The sequence below is a fragment of the Acinetobacter legionensis genome, assembly GCF_048551735.1.
Lineage (GTDB): Bacteria > Pseudomonadota > Gammaproteobacteria > Pseudomonadales > Moraxellaceae > Acinetobacter.
The window spans coordinates 1-16,365 of sequence record NZ_JBIMBV010000007.1 but is presented as its reverse complement, the minus strand read 5'-3'; the positions used below and the strand labels follow the sequence as shown (position 1 = coordinate 16,365).

15 protein-coding genes and 1 pseudogene are annotated in these 16,365 nt (G+C 36.7%); 8 read left to right on the top strand and 8 right to left on the bottom strand.

Going from position 1 to position 16,365, the window contains the following annotated elements; all coding sequences use genetic code 11:
* Positions 1-4: 4 nt before the first annotated feature.
* The gene (locus ACG9ZL_RS07790) at positions 5-1,072 is read left to right on the top strand and encodes a saccharopine dehydrogenase family protein (RefSeq protein WP_419359669.1); all 1,068 of its coding nucleotides are present in this window, start codon (positions 5-7) and stop codon (positions 1,070-1,072) included.
* 295 nt (positions 1,073-1,367) lie between these two features.
* On the opposite strand, the gene ACG9ZL_RS07785 is transcribed toward ACG9ZL_RS07790, so the two are convergent.
* The 3 genes from ACG9ZL_RS07785 to ACG9ZL_RS07775 all read right to left on the bottom strand — a co-directional run bounded on the left by ACG9ZL_RS07785 (position 1,368) and on the right by ACG9ZL_RS07775 (position 3,871).
* On the bottom strand, positions 1,368-2,402 hold the full coding sequence (locus tag ACG9ZL_RS07785) for an acetoacetate decarboxylase family protein (protein ID WP_419359668.1): 1,035 nt from the start codon (positions 2,400-2,402) through the stop codon (positions 1,368-1,370).
* Positions 2,403-2,566: 164 nt separating this feature from the next.
* The gene (locus ACG9ZL_RS07780; RefSeq protein WP_336951117.1) at positions 2,567-3,364 is read right to left on the bottom strand and encodes a type 1 glutamine amidotransferase domain-containing protein; all 798 of its coding nucleotides are present in this window, start codon (positions 3,362-3,364) and stop codon (positions 2,567-2,569) included.
* A 93-nt stretch (positions 3,365-3,457) separates the two neighbouring features.
* Positions 3,458-3,871 carry a MerR family transcriptional regulator gene (locus ACG9ZL_RS07775; protein ID WP_419328923.1) on the bottom strand — a complete coding sequence of 138 codons (414 nt, stop codon included), beginning with the start codon at positions 3,869-3,871 and terminating at the stop codon, positions 3,458-3,460.
* Positions 3,872-3,960: 89 nt separating this feature from the next.
* Between ACG9ZL_RS07775 and ACG9ZL_RS07770 the strand changes: the two are divergent.
* From ACG9ZL_RS07770 to ACG9ZL_RS07745, 6 genes and pseudogenes are all read left to right on the top strand, one after another.
* Positions 3,961-4,654: pseudogene (locus ACG9ZL_RS07770) on the top strand (type 1 glutamine amidotransferase domain-containing protein).
* A gap of 539 nt (positions 4,655-5,193) precedes the next feature.
* A complete protein-coding gene (locus ACG9ZL_RS07765) occupies positions 5,194-6,108 on the top strand; it encodes an AraC family transcriptional regulator (protein ID WP_419359667.1) in 915 nt (304 codons plus the stop codon).
* 118 nt (positions 6,109-6,226) lie between these two features.
* Entirely contained in the window at positions 6,227-7,375 is a 1,149-nt protein-coding gene (locus ACG9ZL_RS07760; RefSeq protein WP_419359666.1) for an NADH-dependent flavin oxidoreductase, read from the top strand.
* Positions 7,376-7,414: 39 nt separating this feature from the next.
* The gene (locus tag ACG9ZL_RS07755; protein ID WP_419359665.1) at positions 7,415-8,308 is read left to right on the top strand and encodes an AraC family transcriptional regulator N-terminal domain-containing protein; all 894 of its coding nucleotides are present in this window, start codon (positions 7,415-7,417) and stop codon (positions 8,306-8,308) included.
* A 241-nt stretch (positions 8,309-8,549) separates the two neighbouring features.
* Complete coding sequence (locus ACG9ZL_RS07750; protein ID WP_419359664.1) at positions 8,550-9,476, top strand: alpha/beta hydrolase; 927 nt, start codon at positions 8,550-8,552, stop codon at positions 9,474-9,476.
* A gap of 37 nt (positions 9,477-9,513) precedes the next feature.
* The gene (locus tag ACG9ZL_RS07745; protein WP_419359663.1) at positions 9,514-10,431 is read left to right on the top strand and encodes an alpha/beta hydrolase; all 918 of its coding nucleotides are present in this window, start codon (positions 9,514-9,516) and stop codon (positions 10,429-10,431) included.
* Between the two features lie 428 nt (positions 10,432-10,859).
* On the opposite strand, the gene ACG9ZL_RS07740 is transcribed toward ACG9ZL_RS07745, so the two are convergent.
* The 4 genes from ACG9ZL_RS07740 to ACG9ZL_RS07725 form a co-directional block, all read right to left on the bottom strand.
* Positions 10,860-12,065, bottom strand: coding sequence for an NAD(P)/FAD-dependent oxidoreductase (locus ACG9ZL_RS07740; protein ID WP_336951123.1), 1,206 nt, complete (start codon positions 12,063-12,065; stop codon positions 10,860-10,862).
* Between the two features lie 158 nt (positions 12,066-12,223).
* Positions 12,224-12,772 carry an RrF2 family transcriptional regulator gene (locus ACG9ZL_RS07735; RefSeq protein ID WP_336951124.1) on the bottom strand — a complete coding sequence of 183 codons (549 nt, stop codon included), beginning with the start codon at positions 12,770-12,772 and terminating at the stop codon, positions 12,224-12,226.
* 196 nt (positions 12,773-12,968) lie between these two features.
* Positions 12,969-13,988 (bottom strand): MBL fold metallo-hydrolase, encoded by a 1,020-nt coding sequence (locus ACG9ZL_RS07730; protein WP_419359662.1) that lies wholly within the window; start codon positions 13,986-13,988, stop codon positions 12,969-12,971.
* Positions 13,989-14,132: 144 nt separating this feature from the next.
* The gene (locus ACG9ZL_RS07725; RefSeq protein WP_419359661.1) at positions 14,133-14,702 is read right to left on the bottom strand and encodes a TetR/AcrR family transcriptional regulator; all 570 of its coding nucleotides are present in this window, start codon (positions 14,700-14,702) and stop codon (positions 14,133-14,135) included.
* A 414-nt stretch (positions 14,703-15,116) separates the two neighbouring features.
* On the opposite strand from ACG9ZL_RS07725, the gene ACG9ZL_RS07720 reads away from it, so the two are divergent.
* Positions 15,117-15,455, top strand: a complete 339-nt coding sequence (locus ACG9ZL_RS07720) for a hypothetical protein (RefSeq protein WP_419328900.1) — start codon at positions 15,117-15,119, stop codon at positions 15,453-15,455.
* Positions 15,456-15,840: 385 nt separating this feature from the next.
* Here the strand turns inward: ACG9ZL_RS07720 and ACG9ZL_RS07715 are convergent, their stop codons facing one another.
* On the bottom strand, positions 15,841-16,077 hold the full coding sequence (locus tag ACG9ZL_RS07715; RefSeq protein WP_004720475.1) for a VF530 family protein: 237 nt from the start codon (positions 16,075-16,077) through the stop codon (positions 15,841-15,843).
* Between the last annotated feature and the right edge of the window lie 288 nt (positions 16,078-16,365).

The window sequence follows — 16,365 nt, the reverse complement described above, 5'->3', positions numbered from 1 at the left end:
TTTCATGATAAATACAAATGATTCCAATTGGATGATTTACGGTGCAAATGGCTATACGGGCGAGTTAATTGCCCGTGAAGCTGTCCGTTTAGGTCTTAAGCCAATTTTAGCAGGACGCACACAAGCCAAAGTACAACAACTTGCTCAAGAATTAGGCCTTGAATACAAAGCTTTTGGTCTAGATGACGTTACAGCTGTGAGCGAACAATTAAATGGTGTTAAGCTAATCATGCATTGTGCTGGCCCTTTTTCCGCAACCTCACATTCCATGATGAAAGCTTGTATTAAAGCAGGTTCTCACTATTTGGATATTACAGGTGAAATTGCTGTATTTGAATTAGCGCAATCACTAACGTCAGAGGCACAACAAGCAAATATAGTGTTGTGCCCAGGTGTAGGTTTCGATGTGATTCCAACAGATTGTGTTGCTGCTGCCTTGAAAGAAGCTTTACCCGATGCGACTCATCTAGCACTCGGTTTTGATTCAAAAACAGGACTTTCACCAGGCACAGCCAAAACCAGCACAGAAGGCATGGCAGATGGCGGAAAAATAAGGAAAAATGGCAAAATCACTACCGTAGCTTTAGCACATCACGTACGTCAAATAGATTTTGGTGATGGCAAGAAGAGCGCAATGAGTGTCCCTTGGGGGGATGTTTCAACAGCTTTTCATACCACTGGTATTCCTAATATCGAGATTTTTGTACCAGCACCAACGTCCATGATTTTTGGTGCAAAAATGTTGAACTGCATACGTCCTATATTCAAACTTAAATCAGTACAAAACTTGATGAAATCAATTATTGAAAAATCTGTGGTAGGGCCTGATGAAGAATTACGCGCTAAATTGCCGACTTATGTGTGGGGCGAAGCAAGAAATGAAAAAGGTGTAATAAAAACAGCACGAATACAAACTCAAAATGCTTATAGCTTAACCGTAAATGGCGCTTTAACAGTCGTTCGTTATTTACTTGAGCATGATGTTAAGGGGGCAGCATATACTCCAGCAAAGTTAATGGGCTACAGCCTAGTGACTCAGATCGAAGGTTCAAGTGATATTGTAATTTCTTAGACGTACTCGGGATAGGATCTATCATATTTCTTAAATGTTTGTGATCCTTCTTAATTTAAACCAATTCCAAATATTTTATTTAGAATTGGTTTTTTTATTACTTTAGTTTTTAAATGATGAAAATTTTATATTAAATATAGCTATTTAAATTTATCTTATCTCGCTATGATTAAAATACTAAAAATATTTTAATCATCTTGAAAGCTATTTATTAGTTGAAAAATAATAAATGAGTATCAATATTAGATCAAACAAAAAAGTACCTCGCTAGGAAGTACTTTAATTTGAATATGACTTACTTTTTGTTGTTTTCATTACCTAAAGACTTCAATGGTATTGGCATATTTAAAGCCAACTGAGCATCTTTGACCACATCTAAACGTAATACTTTACCAGCACCGAGCGCATCAAGTAGGTTAGTTATAGGACCGCCATTTCGAACAAGTTGTACATTTCTCGGAAATAGCTGTTGTCCAAAGGCAAGTGTATTAGATTCTACAGATGTACTATGCCATTGGCCATCAACTAGATTAAACATCGTTTTAGTTTCGATATGAGATTGTGGTTTGACACGCTTAATCTTTGGTAACGGTGCAATTAAACTCAAATCTGGTTTACCATCAGTATTCAAAATCTGAGCTTCAACATTTTTATTACCAATCGTCATATCAATTGCTGTCAGCCATTTAGGGAGTTGATATCCATACACACCACGCACACGGGCAATTTCTGTATCTACAGGCAATGCTAAAACATGACCATAGTATTTATGGTTACGCATTGAACTTAACAATTCTGTAGTGTGAAACTTATGCGCACCAGGTTGACGAACAACTACAGCGACTGATACTTCATCGTAAGGATCGACATCACCTACAGCATAAGAAAAGAACGTAAGAGAAACTAAGCCATAGCCAGGGAAAGGTTGTAATGGCTCAAGTGGAGCAGGAAGTTTTGCTTTTAACTTGGATACTGGAGCAAGCATCAACAGTTGTACATTACTGGTACGATAATAAAAATTTGGTGACCAAACTTTACCAACACGAGTCTCTACCATTTTTTTAGGGATAGTACGGAAATAATCGATATTTCCAGCAGCGGGGTCTTTAGCAACTTCATCCAAGTCTGGATTCATGCGGAAACGATCGTAATAACCACCTTTAGGTACATTTACTTTATATGGTCCAAATTCAACTACGGTGGTTTTTTGATCACTATTCTCAACATTGCTAGAGGTAGTATTGGGTGTTGTAGCATGAGCAGATAAACTCAAGAATATACCAATTGATGCAGTAGCAGTTGAGCGACGGAATTTAATTTGATTGAACATAATGGTGTTCCTCCTATTAACATTAATTAAATGCTAAGATTAGAGTAAGGTTTAAGGTCAAGCTTTTTATGATTTTTAATTGATTTTTTTTTGTTTATTACAGTTATTAAAATAAAAAAACCAGATTTACATAATCTGGTTTTTGATGACGAGTGTAAAATGGATTAATGCATGGTTTTTAAGCGTTGTATTACAGCCTCCGCAATTTCTTTACTTGATTGAGGGTTTTGTCCAGTAATGATTCGATCATCAGCAATCACATAAGAGGTGAACGGAACCAAAGAACGCTTATATTTAGCACCGCGTTCGATTAATTGGTTCTGAAGTAGAAAAGGGACTTGAGATTTCATCCCTGATAGAGTCTCTTCAATATTTGCAAAACCAGTTACTGTTCTCCCCGCAATTAGTGATTGACCCTTATGATCCTGTAATGGTAATAATCCGCCCACTCCATGACACACCGCAGATACTACACCCCCTTGCTGATAAATTGTCTCACTGATCTTCTTTAGTTCTTGGTTATTAGGAAAATCCCACATCGTGCCGTGACCACCTGTGTAATACACTGCTTTATAATTAGATGGCACAATTGCTTTTGGTTCGAGCGTTGTTTTGAGATGTTGCATAAATTCAGGATTAGCTAAATGAATTTTTGCTGCGTTATCTAAATAGATTACTTTTAAACTGCGCTCATCGAGCGGAACACTGCCACCCCGAGGACTTACAAAATCCATTTCATAACCAGCAGCACGTGCAACATCATAAAAATGGGTAAGTTCAGTCAACCATAAGCCTGTCGTATCTTTACGATTGGGATAGGCGAAGTGATTTGTCATCACCACTAAAATTTTTCCATTCGATGCTAAATGCTTAGTTGGTTCAGATGCATAAGCGAAAGTATTGGCTAAAATTAGTGTAATAAAGCCAATGATCCAGTTTTGAAGAGTCCAAGATTTAAACATGACAGGTTCCTCATAAATTACCTGTCTCCAATGCTATGTTTAAAGTTCGGTTTAAGGTCAATAGTTTTTATGATTTAGCGACAAATGGAATACTTAGGCTTGATCATTAACGTAATAAAGATTCAGCAAACGTTGCGCATTTTCCTCACAAGTTATTTCATCAGGTTTGTTATTAATTGCATTAATCATAGTACGCAGATTATTTTTACTCATTGCTAATTTTTGCTCTAAATCTTCAATATCTTTAATTTTGCTTTCCAGTAAGCCAATCAAAATATCGTGATTCCATGTTGTCACGTTAGATGGCAAAAATGATTTTATTTCTGCTAAAGAAAAACCAACTTGCTGAGCTTGTTGAATTAAATAAAGTTGTTTAAGGTCATTTTCGCTATATTCTCTATAGCCATTTGCTTTGCGTTTTGCCTTTGGAAGCAGCTTAATCTGCTCATAGTAGCGAATCGTCGGTGTGCTTAACCCACTTTGTTTTGATAGCTTGCTTATATTCATTTCACTTAATTTCACTTGACATTAAAGCCAACTTTAGACTTATAGTGTGTTAAAAGCAAGATCAATAAAAATGAAAAATAGAGGCTGCTATGACAAAACGGATATTACATATTGTCACTAATGTCGATAACTATGAGGGTATAAATTATCCTACAGGGTTATCGTTGGGAGAACTTACTCATGCTTACGATGAGTTTGAAAAAAATCATTATGTTCAAGATATTGTAAGTCCACTCGGTGGAAATTCACCAATTGAACCTAAATCATTAGGACGTTTTGTTGCCGATCAATCAGTATTAAAACGTAAAAATGATCCAAGCTTTATGAAATTACTTGAGAATACAAAGAAGCCCTCTGAAATCAATTGGCAAGATTACGATGTGATTTATTACACGGGTGGCCATGGGGGTAATGTGGGATTTTTTGGATAATCTAGAACTCCAAGAAATTACCAAAAATATTTATGAAAACGGTGGGGTAGTATCTAGTGTTTGCCATGGTTATTGCGGGTTATTAAATATTCGGCTTTCGAATGGCGAATATTTAATTAGAAATAAAAAATTGACTGGTTTTGCGTGGTGTGAAGAAGTCTTAGCAGGTGTGGCTAAAAAAGTTCCATATAATGCAGAACAACGGGCAAAAGAACATGGTGCATTTTATGAAAGAAAGTTCATTCCTTTTGCCCCAAATGTTGTTAAAGATCAAAATTTGATTACTGGTCAGAATCCATTTTCTGCACGTGTTACTGCTGGAGCAATTATCGAGTATTTACAAAAAATGTAGTTCTATATTTGAGTATAGTGCAATAGAGTTAAAGTGATAATGCCTGACGGATGAAAGCATGAATACTAATTTATATAAGAAGAAATGTATAAAATGACACGTGTTATTTATTTAACTTATGTTTGCCTGAATCTGAATCCATATTTTTATTTTAAAAAATATTAAAAAAACAATAATAAATGTCTTAAATTTGAAATAATAAAAAACTAAGTTCATGAACTTGCTCTGTAAAGTACTGTTTGAACCAAAATAATGGCTAAGAATTGGACACTGATAACTATTCATTTTTCAATTAGTGATTTTAGATAACTCAATAATATCGGTCTTAAATTTAACTTTATGAGATGGAACTAATCAACAAGAAATAATTATTGCAGCTAAAAGATTGATGAAAGGAGCATATTCATGGGGAAATTATAAAATAAAACTTAAGATATTGATTTTTATATCTAATTAAGCATTGATGGTTACTAAAAAAATATATACTGTAATAAGCATTCATGGTAAAAAATTTAAATTCTTGATTGAGCTGTAGATGTATGTCCCTCGTCGTTACTAAAAGAAATAAAAATAGAGCCCAACTGATCCACGCTGTTTCACATTTAGCTGAAACAGAGGGGGATCATGTTTCTAGTATTTCAGGACTTTCTTTTCATAACAGAATAAGCCCAACGGAGAGCACTCATTGTGTCTACAATTTAGGTGTAGGTATTATCTTGCAAGGGCAAAAAGAAATTGTGATTGGAGATAAAGTCTATAAATGCTTTGAAGGACAAAGTATGTTGACGACGATTGATTTACCAGCAACATCACATGTTGTACAAGCCTCCTCGCATAAACCATTTTTAGCTGTTTTACTTTTACTCGATCTTCAGATGCTGAATGAGGTTGTAGCAAATATGCCAATCGAAGATGAACATTCATCTTCAGAGGATATTCATGATTCGTTTTCAGTAGATTGGGTAGATGATCCTCTTACAGATGCAGTATTGAGATTGGTTAAAGTCCTCGAAGAGCCTGCTATGATTCCTCATCTAGCACATTTAATTCAAAAAGAAATTATCGTTAGACTATTAAATAGTTCACAAGGTATTTATTTACGACAACTCGTCAAAACAGGATCTGTAAATCAAAAAATTCACCAAGTTGTGAATTGGTTGAAAAATAACTATACACAACCGATTCGGATGGATGATTTGGCGGAACGGGCATTTATGAGCCCATCAACTTTCAGACAACATTTCCGCGAAATTACAGGAATGAGTCCATTACAATACCAAAAACAACTCCGTTTACAGGAAGCTCGTCATTTGATGTTAAATCAAAATTTGGATGCAGGACGTGCAGCGAGTTTAGTCGGTTATGAAAGTGCTTCTCAGTTTAGTAGAGAATATAGTCGTTTGTTTGGAGAGTCACCTCAACGTGATGTGCAGCGATTAAAGCAGAGTTCATAATTGAATTTTGCCGAATTAAATATAATAGGCAAATAACTCGTCATTTTAGGCAATGTTAAAGTTTTCTCATTTTTTATACTGCTTATAAATATTCAACTTATTATTTAAGGCAGTTGAGATGTCGCTAAGCAAGCTTACTTTATTTAAACCTTTTGAGTTAGTTCATGGGATTTCTTTACGTAATCGAATTGTCATGGCGCCTATGACGACGTGGTCTGGAAATGAAGATGCAACGGTTTCTGAGCAAGAACTCGAATATATAAGACATCGTGCTCAAGATATAGGACTTGTTATTACAGGTTGTACGCATGTTCAGGAAAATGGAATTGGTTTTACCAATGAATTTGCTGCGTATGACGATCATTTTATCCCAAGTTTAACCTCACTTGCACAAGCAGCTAAAAGTGGAGGAGCTCCCGCCATTTTGCAGATTTTCCATGCAGGGAATAAAGCTGTACCTAGTTTGATACCTCATGCTGATTTGGTAAGTGCAAGCGCTTTAGCTGCACCTGCTGGACCATTTAATGATGGTCAACTGAAAAGTCGTGCTTTAAGCCATAATGAAATTTTAGAGGTAATCCATGCCTTTGGTGAAACGACACGTCGAGCTATTGAAGCTGGATTTGATGGAGTTGAATTGCACGGAGCACATGGGTTTTTAATTCAAAATTTCTTTTCCCCACAATTTAATCAGCGTGAAGATGAATGGGGTGGTTCCCTAGAAAAACGTATGCATTTTCCTCTAGAGATTGTTAGAGAAGTAAAACGTGTGATTAAGCAATGTGCCAAAAAACCTTTTGTTTTAGGCTATCGTATTTCTATTGAGGAATATGATGAAAAAGGCTTACGTATAGCTGATAGTTTACAGCTCATTGGTCGTTTAATAGATGCTGAAATTAGTTATCTTCATGTTTCATTAGTTGACTTACTTAACTCAAAACCTGTCGATACTATTGATGAACAACTTATTATTAAACAGGTAATTGATTATGTTGGTGATCAATTACCTATTATGGCTGCAGGTATGATTCTAATTCCTGATCAAGCTGAAAAGGCTTTGGGTTTGGGTCTCCCCCTAGTCGCTGTAGGTAAAGGGCTAATTATAAATCCAGAATGGGTACAGTTAGCCCAAAATGATCGTGCTGATGAAATTGAAACTCAATTGGATTTAGAAAAAATGCCTGAACTTGTGATTCCTGAAAAGTTACAGCAGGTGATCGAGGCAACAAAAGGCTGGTTTCCGATTAAGCAAATAGAGAAGTCTTAAACAGACTAGATTTTGAATTGACTGGTCAAGGAGACAAAAATGTACGATGAAACTACAAATGATGTCATTACTTCATTGGCAAAGAATGTCGATCGCCTCAGTCAAACTGATGGCGACCACCGAACAGCAATTTCTACATTATCCTTGCATCGACGTTCCAAGCCAAGTGCGACACATTGTATTTATAACTTAGGTTTAGGTATTGTTCTACAAGGCGAAAAGCAAGTCATTATTGGGGAAGAAATTTTTACATATACATCAGGACAATCAATGCTGACAACGATTGATATTCCAGTTGTTAGTCATACTCGTTGTACTACTGGCCATAAACCTTTTTTGGGATTAATGCTTTCACTTGATGTAGCAATGATTAGGAAAATAGTTTCTCAACTGGGGCAATTGGATTTTAAGGAGAAAATACAACCCTCTTTCGGTGTTCAAGTTATTGACTATGCTCTAATCGAATCGATAAATCGTTTGGTAAATTTAATTGATGAGCCTGTTTTATTATCTCAGTTATCGCCTATTATTCAGCAAGAAATAATGATTCGTTTATTAACAGGGCCCAATGGTGTTTATCTACGTCAATTAATTAAAGTTGGCTCTATGAATAGCAAGATCGAAAAAGCAGTATCATGGTTGAAGCATAATTTTATTAAACAAATTCAAATGGATGATCTTGCGGATCTTGTTTTTATGAGTCCATCGACGTTTAGACAACATTTTCGGGAGATTACGGGTATGAGCCCATTACAGTACCAAAAGCAACTCCGTTTACAGGAAGCCCGTCATTTGATGTTAAATGGTGAGGTAGATGTAGGTCATGCAGCAAGTTTAGTAGGTTATGAAAGTGCCTCTCAATTTAGCCGTGAATACTCACGCTTGTTTGGTTCTTCACCCCAAAAAGATATCCAAAACCTACTCTTAGCTTGAACTAACAGAAAATTTTTTATATTCGCCCAACTTCTAAGAAAGAAGTGGTGTTTTATTTTTTTAAGATATTGAAAAATATATTTAATTTAAAAAAATTATATAAATAACAGAATAGGCAAATTATCCGTTGAATTAGGCAATTCAATCAGGTTTCGTCATCCTATACTGAATACATAGAAAGATAGGTAACCAACCTAAAGTAGATGGTAATTAAGCATAATTAACGAGTGAGGTACTCCATATGCAAACTGTAAAATATAAAAATCTAGCATGGGAATCAGCAGCTAATATCCTTTTTCCTAATGACTTTGACAAAAGTAAAAAATATCCAGCCATTGTCAGTGTTCATCCAATCGGAAGTTGTAAAGAACAAACTTCTGGCAATATTTATGGTAAAGCCCTAGCTGAGGCAGGTTTTGTAGTTCTAGTAATCGATGCATCGTTCCAAGGTGAAAGTGGCGGTGAACCACGTTTTATAGAAAATCCATATCACCGTGTTGAAGATATCCGTTATGCCGTAGATTATTTGGTCACTCAAGATTTCGTTGATGAAAATCGTATTGGTGCTTTGGGTGTCTGTGGTGGTGGTGCTTATGTACTCAACACGGCAATGACAGAGAAACGTATTAAAGCAGTGACTTCAATCACTGGCGTGAACTTTGGCCGTATGACCCGTGAAGGTTATGGTGGAACAGGTGAGGCTTTGATTGAAGGGCTTGAGGCAATTGGATCACAACGTACTGCCGAAGCTCGTGGTGGAGAATTATTAGTGAATGATTTACTTCCTCCATCCGTAGAGGAGGGTAAAAAAGCTGGAATTACCGATATTGACCCATTAGAAGCGACTGACTACTACAAAACTGCTCGTGGTCAGCAGCCAAACGGTGCAACCAGTGCATTACTTTCTCGTATGAGTGTGGCTTTGGGTTGGGATGCATTTCACTTAGCTGAAGTCTTATTAACCCAACCGATTTTGGTTGTAATCGGTGACAAACCAGGAGCTTTTGGAGCTTACCGAGATGGTCATGAAATTGTATGTCGTGCAGCATCGAAACAAAAAGAGTTGTTGGTTTTAGAAAATACATCACATTACGAATTGTACGACCAACCAGAACCTGTTGCTAAAGCATTAGCGAAAGCAATCCCATTTTTTAAAGAATATCTTTAATTTTGAAATATAAAAAGTTCAATAGAGGAATACTAAAATGTCAAAAGAAATCAGTATTCAGAATCAAAATGGTCAAGGAATTATACTTGCAGCAGTAATTAATTTCCCTGAAGGGTTTGATGAAAGCAAAACTTATCCTGCGGTTGTGGTGAGCCATCCTGGCGGTGGTGTCAAAGAGCAAACGGCTGGTTTATATGCTCGTAAGATTGCTGAACATGGCTTTCTAACAATTGCTTATGATGCATCTTTTCAAGGTGCGAGTACAGGCTTACCACGTCAGTTAGAAAATCCTTATATCCGTACTGAAGACGTCAGTGCCGTGATTGATTATTTAACAACATTACCTTATGTCGACAATAACCGTATTGGTGCGATGGGGATTTGTGCAGGTGCCGGTTATACCGCAAATGCAGCAATCAATGATCGTCGTATCAAAGCTGTAGGTATGGTGAGTGCAGTCAACATTGGCCAAATGTTCCGTAACGGATGGGAGAACAATGTCAAAGACGCAGATGCAATTCCCTATATCCAAGCAGGTACAGATGCTCGAACTTCAGATGCGAGTGGTGCAGAGATTGTAACTATTCCGCTTGCTCCATTGAAAGAAGAAGATGCACCGAACGAAGAATTGCGTGAAGCTTGGGAGTATTACCATACTCCACGAGCAGAACATCCAAATGCACCGGGTTTTGCAACAGCACGTAGTTTAACCCAAATCATTACTTATGATGCATACAACAAAGCAGAAGCCTTCTTTACTCAACCTTTACTCGCAATTGCAGGGAGTAACGCGGGCAGTAAGTGGATGAGTGAAGATCTAATTAATCGTGCAGCGAGTACAGATAAACAGCTCTATGTCGTTGTAGGGGCAAACCATATGTCACTGTATGACAAATTGAATTTTGTTGATGAGGCAATTGGTCAACTTGTTCCATTCTTTACGACAAAACTTTAATTACTCTGCATTTAAAGTAATTTAATAGGTCACTTTAAAGTGGCCTGTTTTTTATTGAATGTTTAGAGTAACGCAAGGAAATGTGTTTGGTTTGTGATAAATACAACGCGCGGAAAGGGTGTTGAAATTGTGAAAGCAGCGGTTCAGCAAGGGGACTCTGTAATTGCTATAGGTCAAAGTTAACGTCCCAGTGATCATATTGAACTTGATATTTGCGTTGAACAGCAGTAGATATTTGGATAAAACGTTTCAGGTGCATTGATATTTTACAGGATAAAACACATTTTCTGCTAAAAAAACGGCTTTAGCGATAATAAAAGAGTTTAAAAACTCATAACTTAATGTCTCAAAAAAACTAAAAGCAAAACCATCACTAGTTTTGCTTTTGGGAAAGTTAAATAAAATGATCTGCTTTAATAAAACTAATTTTAAGGAACAATTACAAAATCAGGATTTGCTATAGCAAAAACAGCTTCACGATCTGCAACTGGCGGATAAATCCATACCGTATTAATTTCTTGTTTAATTTTTTTCGCCTCATGGCGCACAAATTGAACTTTTCGATCCCATCCTTCAGTGTAAAGTGCTCCCCATGGGCCTAAGTCGACACAAGTCACATACTTTGGTTGGCTATACGCATGTAATGGCAAATCAACCAATTCTGCTGCAGCATTGTAACCCGCTACACGGCCTAGGCTCATGGCATGCTGACATGACATCACGTTAAAATTACCTATATTGTCGGTTGGAACTTTTACAGTATCACCCGTCACAAAAATATTTTTTGCCTCTGGTGCATGTAAATAAGCATCACCTAAAATACGACCTAAATTATCTTTTTCACCTACAATTTGAGAGGTCAGCGAGTTCGCTCGCATGCCCGCAGTCCAAATGACAGTTTCTGCTTCAATTCTTTCACCGTTAGAAAGTGTTACCCCAAAAGCATCAAGTGCAGTAACCCGTAGTCCAGCTTTACCTTCAATGCCAAGTTCGCTCAGCGCTTCTCGAATTACCGCCGCAGCTTCGTCACCCAATGTTGCACCAATTTCTGCTGATGAATCGACTAAAACCACACGAATATCAGTTTCACCTAAAATGCTACGTAGGCGCTCAGGCATTTCGGTCACTGTTTCAAGCCCAGTCAGTCCACCGCCTGCAACCACGACAGTATTACGTGCTGCATTTGCAGGTTTATTGGCTAAGCTTTTAAGATGTTGGTCAAGTTTTTCAGCATCTTCTAATGTACTTACGCTAAATCCAAATTCAGTCAGCCCCAGTATAGGTGGCATAAAAGTAGTACTTCCAGTTGCCAGAATAAAACGCTCATAGCTTAAAGTCTGTTTATCGCCGTGAGTTGTGGTAATTACAAGATTTTGGGCAGTAGTATCAATTTCATTTACCCAGCCAGCCACATATTTAACGTCTACTATACTTAATAACTCTGAAATATCAGGGTACATATTTTCAAGTACAGCTTCATAAAGTCGAGGACGAATATCCACATTTGGACTAGGGGAAACCATCATCACTTCAATGTTTTGTTGTTGGGAAGTCAAGTAAATTGCTCGTTGTGCGGCAAGTGCTGCCCATAACCCAGCAAAGCCAGAACCTGCAATAATAATACGCTTACTCATTTGATTATCCTTTTGATAGATTTTTCGGACATACAAATTCTTACTCATCCCAAAATTTTGGGTGAGTGAATCCTTTCTCTGACTGTCCGAAAAATCTGAGAAGGCATTTAAAACGTTTAGAGAAGTTTTACCTTAGGGATGAAAGCCCTATAAGCTCATTAGTCGGGAGTATCCCGTGATATTTTACTTTTCCGCATTTTTGCTGTTCTTCCTTCTATGCGTTCATTAATCCAGCCATTTACATCACTAAAAAATACGTCGGGTGCATAACGACCAAAACGGTCTGCAATATCACCAAGTGTGTGAGCACCTAAAGCATCTCGCATGGCTTTTTCAGCCTGTAACATAACTGCATGTACTGCACATACACCACTGGTTGCCCAATCGGGTGGGGCATTGTTAAAGACCGCACATTTACCACGAACTTCTTGGCACTCAAAAAGCGATTTTTCACCTTCGATTGCATTCACTATATCTAAAAAAGTAATTTCTTGAGCAGATCGAGCGAGTAAATATCCGCCGCGAATACCTTCTTGAGCAACAACAAGACCTGCCTTTTCAAGTTTAGGAAAAATCTTGGCCATAAAACTCGGAGAAACTCCTTGTAATTCAGCAAGATCCTTACTACTTAAAGGTTTATCTTCATTGTTCACAAGAAAAAGAAGACAGTGAATCGCATACTCGACGCTACTAGTAATATAAGCCATTTAATTTCATAATTGATCAATTACAAACACAGACTAATGTAGTCTGTGTTTTAAGTCAACAATAAAACTAAGACAAAGTTAGTCCTAGTTTTATGAAAAGAAAATATAGATTAAAATAATAAGGCTATATCACTGAATATAAATACATTTAAAAGAGAATTAAAGGACGTAAATAATTTAAAAATGATCGAAAAAATTATGAACGCCACCAATAATTTTCGACATTTGGCTCGTTTAAGTTCAATACTTCACCCATTTGAGGCGTACTAATCGCTAATTGGTTTTGATGAGCCAAAGCCACAATCCGTTCAAATGGATCATCCCAAGCATGAAGCGCCAAGTCAAAAGTCCCATTATGTACAGGCAACAAATGACGTCCTTTTAAATCGATATGTGCTTGTAACGTTTGCTCAGGTTGCATGTGAACATCTGGCCATTCTGGATCATAGGCCCCAGTTTCTAGCATGGTAAGATCGAAAGGACCATAACGATTTCCAATCTCTTTAAACCCATCGAAATAACCAGTATCACCACTAAAAAACACCCGTAAATCATTATCAATAATTACCCACGATGCCCAAAGCGTTGCATTGCTATCACTCATACCACGGCCTGAAAAATGATGGGCAGGGGTGGCGATTAGCTCAAGACCATCCACATGGATTGTTTCCCACCAGTCAAGTTGCTGGACCTTTTCTGCTGGCACCCCCCATTTAATCAGTGCGTCACCGACACCAAGTGGTGTTAAGAAGTGTTCAACTTTGTCTTTGAGTTGGATTACTGCATGGTAGTCGAGATGGTCATAGTGGTTATGCGACAAAATCACACCTTTAATGGGAGGTAAATCCGCAATACTAATTGGTGGTTGGTGAAAACGCTTAGGGCCAATCCACTGAAAAGGCGAGGCGCGTTCAGAAAAAACAGGATCGGTTAACCAAAATTCATTACGCAATTTTAATAAAATAGTCGAATGCCCAAGACGAAATAGAGAACGGTCTGGGGCACTCATGAGTTGTTCTTTTGATAAACTTAAAACAGGAATTTCTCGATTTGGCACCGTATTTTTGGGTTTATTAAATAAAAATTTCCACATTAAGCCTAGCGTTTTTCCGAAAGAATGTGTGTGCAAATTCGGCTGTGTATTGCTAAATTTCCCATTGTGTTGCTGTGATGACATGAAGGGAGAAGGCAAGTCTGTTGCATTTGAAATTGTCATTTTATTTTCCTTGAGTGGAATAACTTATGTCTGTAAATAAGAACTTGAGATAAGTACTTATTTTGATTTACTTAAATGAGTATTTAATCACTCATTAATTAATTTAAAAATAAGAATGTTGCACATTCTTATTTTAGTCTTTATCTAGATTGAAACTGCATGCCAAAACGCTTCAAAACCGGACTTCCGATAAAGATCAGCTTGAGAAGTGTCTTGGGCAATAAAGTTGAGTGTGACTTCAGCAAGTGCACCCAAAATCGAACCGATAAACAAAGGTGGATAATCTCTTAATTTGCCATCATCAATATGTTCTTGAATAGTCTTAGTAAAATCACAAAAAGTTTGCATACCAATGTGTTTACTCTGTTCTGTAATTTGTTCTGAAGTCGACAACTGCGCCATCACTTTACGTTTGAGTGGGGCATCTAAACTCCAGTCCAGATAGCTTTGCCATATATAAAACATTTGGGTTTGTAGGCCTGAGTTGTTCGGATAATTCAGCATTATGACCTGACGCAGCTCGGCCTTTAGCGAAAGGTATAATTGGTTGAGTAATTCCTCTTTATTACTGAAATAAGTAAATAAAGTACCTTCTGCCACACCAGCAACTTTGGCTATTTTTGAAGTAGATGCACGCTCTCCAAGTTCTGCCAATGTTTCAATAGCAGCATTTAAAATCGCATTACGTTTATCTTCACTACGAGGACGGGCCATAGACAAATATATTAATTGAGTGATTACTCAATCATACATAAAAATAGATAAAGCGCAAGATATATATTTTAAAAGGGATGGGCTTTTTCAAGATCATAAGCTATAGCATCACATATACGGATCCACTCAGCAAAGTTAGAACTATAATGAGTATTCATAATTATAGTTTCCGCAACCGATAAGACACGAGAAATTATTGATCAGTGTAGGGGATCAGATGGTCAGTTAATGCTTCTATTGAATAAAGCTATTTTTAAGTCATTGATCTATATCTTAAAATTTAAATCACGGGCAACTTTTCAGAGATATGTTTAATCCTGAATATCTGCTGTTACAGCATGTGTAAATCGCTAGATTCTCTCATTAGATTGTTTCAATATAGATCCAGACACTCAAATTTACAGGACAATCACCATGATATTGAGATATCGTATATTTTTAAAATATCTTGCTATTTTAGGTTTTGTGGCAAGTTCTGCTGTAACTAGCGTAGCTTTCGGAAGTTCCGAGAAGGCATGGAACAAGCATGATCAGGAAATAAAAGCGGCTTGTATAAAAGCCAGTCAACTTAAAAGTGCCAAAACAGTGAGTAATATCATGCTGTTTGATGATCGTGTTGGATATTCGGCACTCTTGATTCAAGGCAAATATCCGCAAGCACATATGAAAAACAAAACAGGACAAGAACTGTGTTTATGGAATAAGACATCGAAGAAAGCTTATTTAACTGAAGCAAACATGAAAGTACATTGAAGTCATAACTATACAAAGTCGAGTAGCAATCTGATTTCTGCATATCTTAAATTATGTTGCTTAAGATAGTCAGTAACGTGAATTTCTAAGATCATAATTCACGTTACTGAGCTGTAGCTACAAACAGTGACTTGTGCAGCGATGCTACTCAAGCTACAGTCTAGGATATTTTATTTAACTTATGTTCACCTAGAATTTATCTCACAATTAAATTTTTTTAATAAACAATAAATTTAATTACTTAGAACACTACAATAATAATTTATAAAATATTTGGTTCATGAACCTTGCTATGAATACAAAGTTTCCTACTAAAAATGGCTTAAGAATAGACTAAATTTGTCTAGGGGAGTTGTGGCAGTCCACCATTAATTAAAATGCTGAGCTAGGATTTCTGTTTGGCTTTTTGGCGTAAGACATACAAATATAAGCTTTCTACTTTTTCACGTGCCCATGGTGTAGTACGTAAGAATCGCAATGATGACTTAACACTTGGATCTATGCAAAAACATCTAATTTCAATTTTACGACTTAAGCCTTCAAAGCCATCGTAGTAATCCAATAATTCATCCAAAATGTCAGCAAGTTTTTTGCCGTGTAGAGGGTCATTGGAGGCGTTCATAATAGATCAACCATATTTTGGGAGACCACCATTATAACCTGAGCTACTTGAAAAATGAGAGAGTTGGAATTTAAGCGTAATTAACATAGAAAACTACAGCTTATTTCCTAGTTAAATTTTTTCTAAATATAAATTATTCAAATTCTAATAATTAGGTAGCCAACATCTGAGTAGGCAACTTACATAATATATTATTTAACATAATAGCTTCGTTATGCGACTTCCAAGCTTTATTTTCTTTTGCTTTCAGTTATTTCTTGGTTACATATAAAATATACAAGCACTCTA

What these genes read in the sequence shown, in the direction of transcription:
- ACG9ZL_RS07790 (WP_419359669.1), top strand. Translation starts at nt 5, where the DNA reads ATGATAAATACAAATGATTCCAATTGGATGATTTACGGTGCAAATGGC.
- ACG9ZL_RS07785 (WP_419359668.1), bottom strand. Translation starts at nt 2,402, where the DNA reads ATGTTCAATCAAATTAAATTCCGTCGCTCAACTGCTACTGCATCAATT.
- ACG9ZL_RS07780 (WP_336951117.1), bottom strand. Translation starts at nt 3,364, where the DNA reads ATGTTTAAATCTTGGACTCTTCAAAACTGGATCATTGGCTTTATTACA.
- ACG9ZL_RS07775 (WP_419328923.1), bottom strand. Translation starts at nt 3,871, where the DNA reads ATGAATATAAGCAAGCTATCAAAACAAAGTGGGTTAAGCACACCGACG.
- ACG9ZL_RS07765 (WP_419359667.1), top strand. Translation starts at nt 5,194, where the DNA reads ATGTCCCTCGTCGTTACTAAAAGAAATAAAAATAGAGCCCAACTGATC.
- ACG9ZL_RS07760 (WP_419359666.1), top strand. Translation starts at nt 6,227, where the DNA reads ATGTCGCTAAGCAAGCTTACTTTATTTAAACCTTTTGAGTTAGTTCAT.
- ACG9ZL_RS07755 (WP_419359665.1), top strand. Translation starts at nt 7,415, where the DNA reads ATGTACGATGAAACTACAAATGATGTCATTACTTCATTGGCAAAGAAT.
- ACG9ZL_RS07750 (WP_419359664.1), top strand. Translation starts at nt 8,550, where the DNA reads ATGCAAACTGTAAAATATAAAAATCTAGCATGGGAATCAGCAGCTAAT.
- ACG9ZL_RS07745 (WP_419359663.1), top strand. Translation starts at nt 9,514, where the DNA reads ATGTCAAAAGAAATCAGTATTCAGAATCAAAATGGTCAAGGAATTATA.
- ACG9ZL_RS07740 (WP_336951123.1), bottom strand. Translation starts at nt 12,065, where the DNA reads ATGAGTAAGCGTATTATTATTGCAGGTTCTGGCTTTGCTGGGTTATGG.
- ACG9ZL_RS07735 (WP_336951124.1), bottom strand. Translation starts at nt 12,772, where the DNA reads ATGGCTTATATTACTAGTAGCGTCGAGTATGCGATTCACTGTCTTCTT.
- ACG9ZL_RS07730 (WP_419359662.1), bottom strand. Translation starts at nt 13,988, where the DNA reads ATGACAATTTCAAATGCAACAGACTTGCCTTCTCCCTTCATGTCATCA.
- ACG9ZL_RS07725 (WP_419359661.1), bottom strand. Translation starts at nt 14,702, where the DNA reads ATGGCCCGTCCTCGTAGTGAAGATAAACGTAATGCGATTTTAAATGCT.
- ACG9ZL_RS07720 (WP_419328900.1), top strand. Translation starts at nt 15,117, where the DNA reads ATGATATTGAGATATCGTATATTTTTAAAATATCTTGCTATTTTAGGT.
- ACG9ZL_RS07715 (WP_004720475.1), bottom strand. Translation starts at nt 16,077, where the DNA reads ATGAACGCCTCCAATGACCCTCTACACGGCAAAAAACTTGCTGACATT.